Here is a 7,201-nt window from a genome sequence, read left to right as displayed (position 1 = left end):
GGCCCCCGGGAGCGCGCCGCCCGCCGCCGCACCGCCGCCGCTCGGCCAGGTCGGTGTGGCCGACGGCCTGTTCGCCGCCGTGCTCGCCGCCCGCGCGGGCGTCCTGGTCCCCGCCGGGCGGACGGCGGAGTTCCTCGCGCCCTACCCGGTGGCCGCGCTCGGCGACGCGGAGCTGGCCGAACTGCTAGACCGGCTGGGCCTGCCCACGGTCGGGGCGTTCGCCGCGCTGCCCGCCGAGTCGGTGGCCGACCGCTTCGGCCCGACCGGCACGGTGGCGCACCGGCTGGCCCGCGGTCTGCAACCGCGCCCGCTGGTGCCGCGCACCGAGGGGCCGGACCTCTCCGTCGAGCAGCGCTTCGACCCGCCCGAGCCGCTCGCCGAACCGCTGGTGTTCGTCGCCCGCACCCTGGCCGAGCGGCTGCACCAGCGGCTCGCCGGGGCGGGGCTGACCTGTCAGCGGGTCGCCGTCGAGGTGGAGTGCGCCGACGGCCGGACGGTCGCGCGGCTCTGGCGGCACGAGGGCCGGCTCTCGGCGACGGCGCTCGCCGAGCGCGTCCGCTGGCAGCTCCAGGCCTGGCAGAGCGCCGGCACGTTCGACCGGGGCGGCGACTCCGGGGGCTCCGGCGACTCCGGGGACCCCCGCACCCCCGAGCCGGGCGGGTTCACCGCGCTGCGTCTCGTCCCCGACGACCTCACCCCCGACCAGGGCCGCCAACTCGCCCTCTGGGGACAGGCGGTGGCGGACGACCGGGTGGAGCGCGCGGTGGCCCGGGTGCAGGCGGTGCTCGGCCACGCCGGGCTGCGCCGGATCGAGCCGGCCGGCGGTCGGGGGCCCGAGGACCAGGCGGTCCGGGTGCCGTGGGGCGAGCCCTACGACCCGGCGGCCCCCGCCGACGCGCCCTGGCCGGGGCGGGTCGGCGGACTGCGGGACGTCTGGCCGGCCGTGGTGCACCGGGTCCCGGTGCCGGCGGCGGTGCTGGACGAGGCCGGACGGCCGGTGACGGTGGACGGCCGGGCGGGGGTGTCGGCCCGGCCGGCCACCGTGGCGGTGCGCGGGCGGAACCTGACGGTGGACGGCTGGACCGGACCCTGGCCGGCGGTCGAGTACTGGTGGGACCAGGAGCGTGCCCGCCGCCGGGCCCGGTTCCAGGTGACGGTGGCGGACGGGCGGGCGCTGCTGCTCACGGTGGAGGGGGGTGCCTGGTTCGTGGAGGCCGGGTACGACTGACGGCCCGGCCGTCCGAGGGGGGCAGGAAACCAGCGCGAGACCGAAGGCACCACCCCCGATGGGATTCACCAGCCATCCCTCCCTCCCCTGGAGCGAGCTGCACCGGCGGCTGTCCGGCGACGGCGGCGACGTCGTCGTCCCGCTGCACCCCCGCGACGGCGACCGGCCGGACGGATCCGCCGGGCGGCCCGCCGGGACGCGGCCCGCCGGACCGGCCTGGGCCGAACTGCACGTCCACTCCGCCTTCAGCTTCCTCGACGGCGCCAGCGACCCCGAGGCGCTGGTCGCCGAGGCCGCCCGGCTGGACGTCGAGGCCCTCGCGCTCACCGACCACGACGGCCTCTACGGCGCGGTCCGGTTCGCCGAGGCGGCCCGCGGCACGGGCGTGTCCACCGTCTTCGGAGCGGAACTGACGCTCCGTCAAGAAAGCGGCGGCGACGAGCACCTGCTCGTGCTGGCCCGCGACCCGGAGGGCTACCGCCGCCTCTCCGCCGTCATCGGCGCGGCCCAGCTCGCGGGCGGGGCCAAGGGGAACCCGGTCTACGACTTCGCGGCCCTCGCCGAGGCGCACGGCGGCCACTGGGCGGTGCTCACCGGCTGCCGGCTGGGCCGCGTCCCCACCGCCCTGGCCGCCGCCGCGGACGGGCCCGACGCCGGAGCCGAGCACCAGCTCCGCACCCTCGCCGAGGCGTTCGGCCGCGAGAACGTCCACGTCGAGCTGATCCACCAGTGGCTCCCCGGCGACGACCTGCGCAACGACGCCCTCGCCGCGCTCGCCGCCCGGCTGCGCCTGACCACCGTCGCCTCCACCAACGCCCACCACGCGAGCCCCGCCGAGGGCCGGCTCGCCCAGAGCCTGGCCGCCCTGCACGAGCGCCGCACCCTCGCCGAGGCGGCGGGCTGGACGCAGGCCGCCGGCACCGCCCACCTGCGCTCCGGCCGTGAGATGGCGGCCCGGCTGGCCCGCTTCCCGGGCGTCCGCGAGGCCACCGTGGACCTCGCCCGCGCCTGCGCCTTCGACTTCGCCACCCTGGACCCGGAGCTGCCCGGCTACCCCGTCCCGCCCGGCCGCACCGAGATCGGCCATCTGCGGGCACTGGTCGCCGAGGGCGGCCCGGCCCGGTTCGGGCCCGGGAACGGCCCGGCCCGCCGCCAGCTCGCCCGCGAGCTGGACGTCATCGAGGAACTCGACCTGGCCGGCTACTTCCTGATCGTCCACGACATCGTCGACTTCTGCCGCCGGGAGTCCATCTGGTGCCAGGGGCGCGGCTCGGCGGCCAACTCGGCGGTCTGCTTCGCGCTCGGGATCACCGCCGTCGACCCGGTGCACTACAAGCTGCTCTTCGAGCGCTTCCTCTCCACCGCCCGCGACGGCCCGCCGGACATCGACCTGGACATCGAGAACCGCCGCCGCGAGGAGGTCATCCAGTACGTCTACCGCCGGTACGGGCGCGAGCACGCCGCCCAGGTCGCCAATGTGATCACCTACCGGCCCCGGCTGGCCCTGCGCGACGCCGCCCGGGTGCTCGGCTACCCGCAGGGCCAGGTGGACGCGTTCAGCCGGCAGGCCGACTTCCGCTCGCCGCCCGGCGCGGACGCCGTCATCCCCGCCGACGTGCTCGCGCTCGCCGGGCAGCTCCACGGCCTGCCGCGCCACCTGGGCATCCACTCGGGCGGCATGGTGCTCACCCGGGAGCCGATCGCCGAGATCTGCCCGACCGAGTGGGCGAGGATGCCCGGGCGCTCCGTGCTGCAGTGGGACAAGGAGTCGGTGGCCGGCGCCGGACTGGTCAAGATCGACCTGCTCGGCCTCGGCATGCTCGCCGCGCTGCACGACACCTGCGACCTGGTCGCCCGGCACCACGGCGAGCACTACGACCTGGCGACCATCCCGGACGACGACCCGGGCGTGTACGCGATGCTGCGGCGGGCCGACACCGTCGGCGTCTTCCAGGTCGAGTCGCGCGCCCAGATGGCCACCCTGCCCCGGCTCAAGCCGGACCACTTCTACGACCTGGTCGTGGAGGTCGCACTGATCCGGCCCGGCCCGATCCAGGGCGGATCCGTCCACCCCTACCTGCGCCGCCGCGCCGGGGTGGAACCGGCCGGCTGCCCGCACCCGCTGATGGAGAACGCCCTCGGCAAGACCCTCGGGGTGCCGCTGTTCCAGGAGCAGATGATGCAACTCGCCATCGACTGCGCCGGGTTCACCCCCGCCGAGGCGGACCGGCTGCGCCAGGCGATGGGTGCCAAGCGCTCGCACGAGCGGGTCGCCCGGCTGCGCGAGCGGCTGCTCGGGGGCATGGCCGAGCGCGGCATCCCGGAGGAGGTGGCGCAGGACGTCTACACCAAGATCGAGGCCTTCTCCAACTACGGCTTCCCGGAGAGCCACGCGATCAGCTTCGCCTACCTGGTGTACGCCAGCGCCTGGCTCAAGTACCACTACCCGGCGGCGTTCACCTGCGCCCTGCTGGCCAACCAGCCGATGGGCTTCTACGCACCGCTCAGCCTGATCTCGGACGCCCGGCGGCACGGCGTGCGGGTGCGCGGGGTGGACGTCAACGCCAGCGGCCCCGGGCCCACCCTGGAGCCGTACCGGGGGCGGACACCGGCCCCGCCGCTCACCGCCGGGAAGCCGCAGCCCGCGATCCGGATCGGCCTGGGCACCGTGCGCGGCATCGGCACCGCCCAGGCCGAGGCGATCGCGGCCGGGCGGCCGTACGCGGACCTGGAGGACTTCGCCCGCCGCACCGGCCTGCCCGCGCCGGCCCTGGAGGCGCTGGCCGCGGCGGGCGCGTTCGGCTGCTTCGGGCTCGGCCGGCGGCAGGCGCTCTGGGCGGCGGGCGCGTTCGCGGGCGTCTCGGCGGACCTCATCCCGGGCACCACCCCCGGCACCGAGGCGCCGGAGCTGCCCGCGATGACCCCGGTCGAGGAGACCATCGCCGACCTCTGGGCCACCGGGGCGTCCGCGACCAGCCACCCGCTCCAGCACCTGCGCGCCCACCTGGAGCGCGGCGGCGCGCTCTCGGCCGCCGAACTCCCGGACGTGCCGCCGGGAACGGCGGTGGTGGTCGGCGGTCTGGTCACCCACCGGCAGCGGCCGCCGACGGCGGGCGGGGTGCTCTTCCTCAGCCTGGAGGACGAGACCGGCCTGATCAACGTGATCTGCAGCCGGCCGGTCTGGGAGTCCCAGCGCCGCACCGCCCTCGACCGGGCCGGGCTGCTGGTCCACGGGCACATCGAACGGGACCGGGGCGCCACCAACCTGGTCGCCACCCGGCTGACCCCGCTGCGGATCGGGCTGTGACGGCGCGGAGGCCGCTCCGTGCCATGATCGTCCCCATGGACTCGACGCCGTCGCCGCAGACCGCCGCCGGAGGCCGGGCCCGCCGGATACCGAGGACCGCCCGGGCCGGGCCGCTGCTCCTGCGGGACGGCGGGAAGTAGCGGGAGGCGGGGGACGCGGCGGTGTGCGACCGGCGCGGCGCAGTCGTGGGGGGTGCCTGCGCCGCGCCGGAGTCTGTGGGAGCGGCTAGAAGGCCGGCTGGTCGTTCAGCTCGACGATCCGCAGATCGCCCAGGCGGACGGTGTACCAGACGTCCTGCCCGCCGCCCCCGCCCCAGAACTCGGTGAGCCGGACCGAGGCGAAGCCGTACTCCTCCTTCACCTGCTGGGCCGACCAGTCCACCGGGACGTTCTGGGCCCGGAACACCGGATCGGCGTCGTGCTCCTGCGCCCAGGCGTCGAGGCGGAAGTCCAGGTGCGGGGCGAGGTAGCGCGCGCGGACGGCCCGCGGGCTCTCGCCGCTCTCGCCGAGCGCGGCCCGCCGGTACTCCTCGAAGAACGTGACCACCTGGTGCGCGGCCGGCGTCCCCGCCCGGACCAGCGCCGACGCGGCGGCCCCGGCCGGGTCGACCGGCGGCGCGAGCGCGGCCCGGGCGGGGGTGGCGAGGAGGCCGCCGAAGGCGAGCAGCGCGGCCGCCCCCGCCAGGACGGTGCGCATCGAGTTCATTCGCGTCATGCCCGAAGTCCATCATTCGGCGACGAACGCTGTATATCGCCGAAACGTGTGGTTTGGGCGGCTACCGGGCGTATTTGACGAATCATCTGCTAAAGGGAGGAGCCGGCCTCCCGGCCCGCTCCGGGCGGGCCCGCGAAGGCCTGGGCGATCGGCAGCCAGGCCGTCGCCACCGCGCCGACCGCGGTCAGCGCGAGGTCGTCCCGGTGCCGGCGCCGGGTGACCAGCAGGCAGAAGTCCAGGGCCGGGCCGGTCACCCGGTCCGCCGCGTCCGCCGGACCCCAGGCCCACGATCCGCCGTCCGGCGCGGTCAGTTCCACCCGCACCGGGTCCTGCGGGGCGGGCCGCCCGTGCACCGTGAACGCGAAGCCCATCGTCCGCACCCCCAGGTGCGCGACGTGCCGCAGGCGTGCCGTCGGCTCCCGGCGGACGCCGAGCGCGTCCGCCACGTCCTGTCCGTGCGCCCAGGTCTCCATCAGCCGCGCGGTGGCCATCGACGCCGCCTTCATCGGCGGCCCCAGCCAGGGCAGCCGGACGTCGGCCGGCACCGCCGCCAGGGCCGCCGCGAGCCGCTCCCGGCCGGACCGCCAGCCGGCCAGCAGCGCCGCCGGCGGCTCGGCCGCCCCGCGCGCCGCGCCGTCCTCCACCGGGTCCGCGCCGGCCGCCGACAGTGCGCCGAACACCCGGCCGGACTCCGCGACGAAGGCCTCCGGATCGCGGGCGGCCAGCTCCGACCAGTCGTCGGTCCACGCCAGGTGGGCGATCTGGTGGGCCACCGTCCACCCCGGTGCGGGCGTCTCCAGCGCCCAGCCGGCCGGCTCCAGCCCGGCGACGAGCCCGTCCAGCACCGCGCTCTCGGCCCGCAGGTCGGCGAGCAGCGCCGTCAGCACGGACGAGCCCTCGGAAACGTTCGGATCGGCCATGGATATCCCCTTCGTTACGGTCGGAAGCCTTGGAAACACCGGAAACCGCGGCGGGGCGCCATGGGCCGTGGTGGTGACCCGCCGGTAACCTCGCGCCCGCACCCTACGCCGCCGGGCCCGCCGCCATCCGGAACTCCGCGCAACTCCCCACGACACGCCCGCGGAACCCGTTCGCGACCCCTCCCCAGCGCCGCGACCGCGTGTGACAATCGCGCGATGACGACCGCCCCGACCGCGCCGAAGAGCGGTGCCGAGGCCTCGGACGACCTCGAAGCCCCGGACGACCTCGCCGCCCGGGCCGCCGAGCTGGTCCGGGACGCCGTGCTCGGCGACCTCGCCCGCCGGGTGGTCGCCGACTGCGGCGCCGACGTCGGCCTGGTCGGAGTGCCCGAGCCGGGGGTGGCCGGGTCCGGCGGCGAGGGCATGGTGCTGCGGCACTGGGCCGGTACCCGGGCGGACCTGCTGCACGACCTCCCGGTGCCGGTCGGCACCGGCCTCGGCGGCCGGGCACTGGCCGAACGGGAGCCCAGCTGGGTGCCCGACTACCGCGCCGACACCACCATCTCGCACCACTACGACGCCGCCGTCACCGCCGAGGACCTCTACGCGATGCTCACCGTGCCGCTGCTGCACGGCGGCACCGTGCACGGCGTGGTGTACGCCTCGCTGCGCGCGGTGGTCCCGTTCGGGGACGTCCGGATCGCGGCCGTGGCCAGGCTCGCCGAGGCCGCCACCCGGGCCCTCGCCGGGGCCGCCGCCTGGCGCGGGGCCGCGCCGCCGGCCGGGGCTCCGGCCGCCGTCGCCGCGCGAAGACCCCCGTGCGCCCCGGCCGCCCCGCTCACCCGGCGCGAGCACGAGGTGCTCCGCTGGGCGGCGACCGGCCGGACCAACCCGGAGATCGCCGCCCAGCTGGGCCTCACCTGCAACACGGTGACCGGCTACCTGAAGAGCGCCATGCACAAGCTCGGCGTCCGCAACCGCACCGAACTCGCCGTCACCGCCCGGGAGTCCGGACTGCTCGACTGAACCGCC

General features: G+C 76.9%; 5 protein-coding genes. 3 read left to right on the top strand and 2 right to left on the bottom strand.

Annotated features, from left to right (window positions below; all coding sequences use genetic code 11):
• Together ACFVFS_RS22940 and ACFVFS_RS22935 are read left to right on the top strand one after the other, a co-directional pair.
• The coding region (locus ACFVFS_RS22940; RefSeq protein WP_380626469.1) for a DNA polymerase Y family protein at positions 1-1,228 on the top strand (1,228 nt) is incomplete at its 5' end.
• Positions 1,229-1,286: 58 nt separating this feature from the next.
• Positions 1,287-4,535 carry an error-prone DNA polymerase gene (locus tag ACFVFS_RS22935; protein ID WP_380626468.1) on the top strand — a complete coding sequence of 1,083 codons (3,249 nt, stop codon included), beginning with the start codon at positions 1,287-1,289 and terminating at the stop codon, positions 4,533-4,535.
• A 225-nt stretch (positions 4,536-4,760) separates the two neighbouring features.
• Here the strand turns inward: ACFVFS_RS22935 and ACFVFS_RS22930 are convergent, their stop codons facing one another.
• Together ACFVFS_RS22930 and ACFVFS_RS22925 are read right to left on the bottom strand one after the other, a co-directional pair.
• A complete protein-coding gene (locus ACFVFS_RS22930) occupies positions 4,761-5,249 on the bottom strand; it encodes a hypothetical protein (RefSeq protein WP_380626467.1) in 489 nt (162 codons plus the stop codon).
• A gap of 89 nt (positions 5,250-5,338) precedes the next feature.
• Positions 5,339-6,169 (bottom strand): TIGR03084 family metal-binding protein, encoded by an 831-nt coding sequence (locus ACFVFS_RS22925; protein ID WP_380626466.1) that lies wholly within the window; start codon positions 6,167-6,169, stop codon positions 5,339-5,341.
• 216 nt (positions 6,170-6,385) lie between these two features.
• Between ACFVFS_RS22925 and ACFVFS_RS22920 the strand changes: the two genes are divergently transcribed.
• On the top strand, positions 6,386-7,195 hold the full coding sequence (locus tag ACFVFS_RS22920) for a LuxR C-terminal-related transcriptional regulator (protein ID WP_380626465.1): 810 nt from the start codon (positions 6,386-6,388) through the stop codon (positions 7,193-7,195).
• Positions 7,196-7,201 lie beyond the last annotated feature (6 nt).

This window comes from Kitasatospora sp. NPDC057692 (assembly GCF_042799475.1).
GTDB lineage: Bacteria > Actinomycetota > Actinomycetes > Streptomycetales > Streptomycetaceae > Kitasatospora.
The sequence above is the reverse complement of the archived record's forward strand: the minus strand, read 5'-3'. Positions and strand labels throughout refer to the sequence as shown.

Bases quoted from the DNA above. Each gene is read 5' to 3' on its own strand.
- ACFVFS_RS22930 (WP_380626467.1), bottom strand. From the start codon at position 5,249: ATGACGCGAATGAACTCGATGCGCACCGTCCTGGCGGGGGCGGCCGCG.
- ACFVFS_RS22925 (WP_380626466.1), bottom strand. From the start codon at position 6,169: ATGGCCGATCCGAACGTTTCCGAGGGCTCGTCCGTGCTGACGGCGCTG.
- ACFVFS_RS22935 (WP_380626468.1), top strand. From the start codon at position 1,287: ATGGGATTCACCAGCCATCCCTCCCTCCCCTGGAGCGAGCTGCACCGG.
- ACFVFS_RS22920 (WP_380626465.1), top strand. From the start codon at position 6,386: ATGACGACCGCCCCGACCGCGCCGAAGAGCGGTGCCGAGGCCTCGGAC.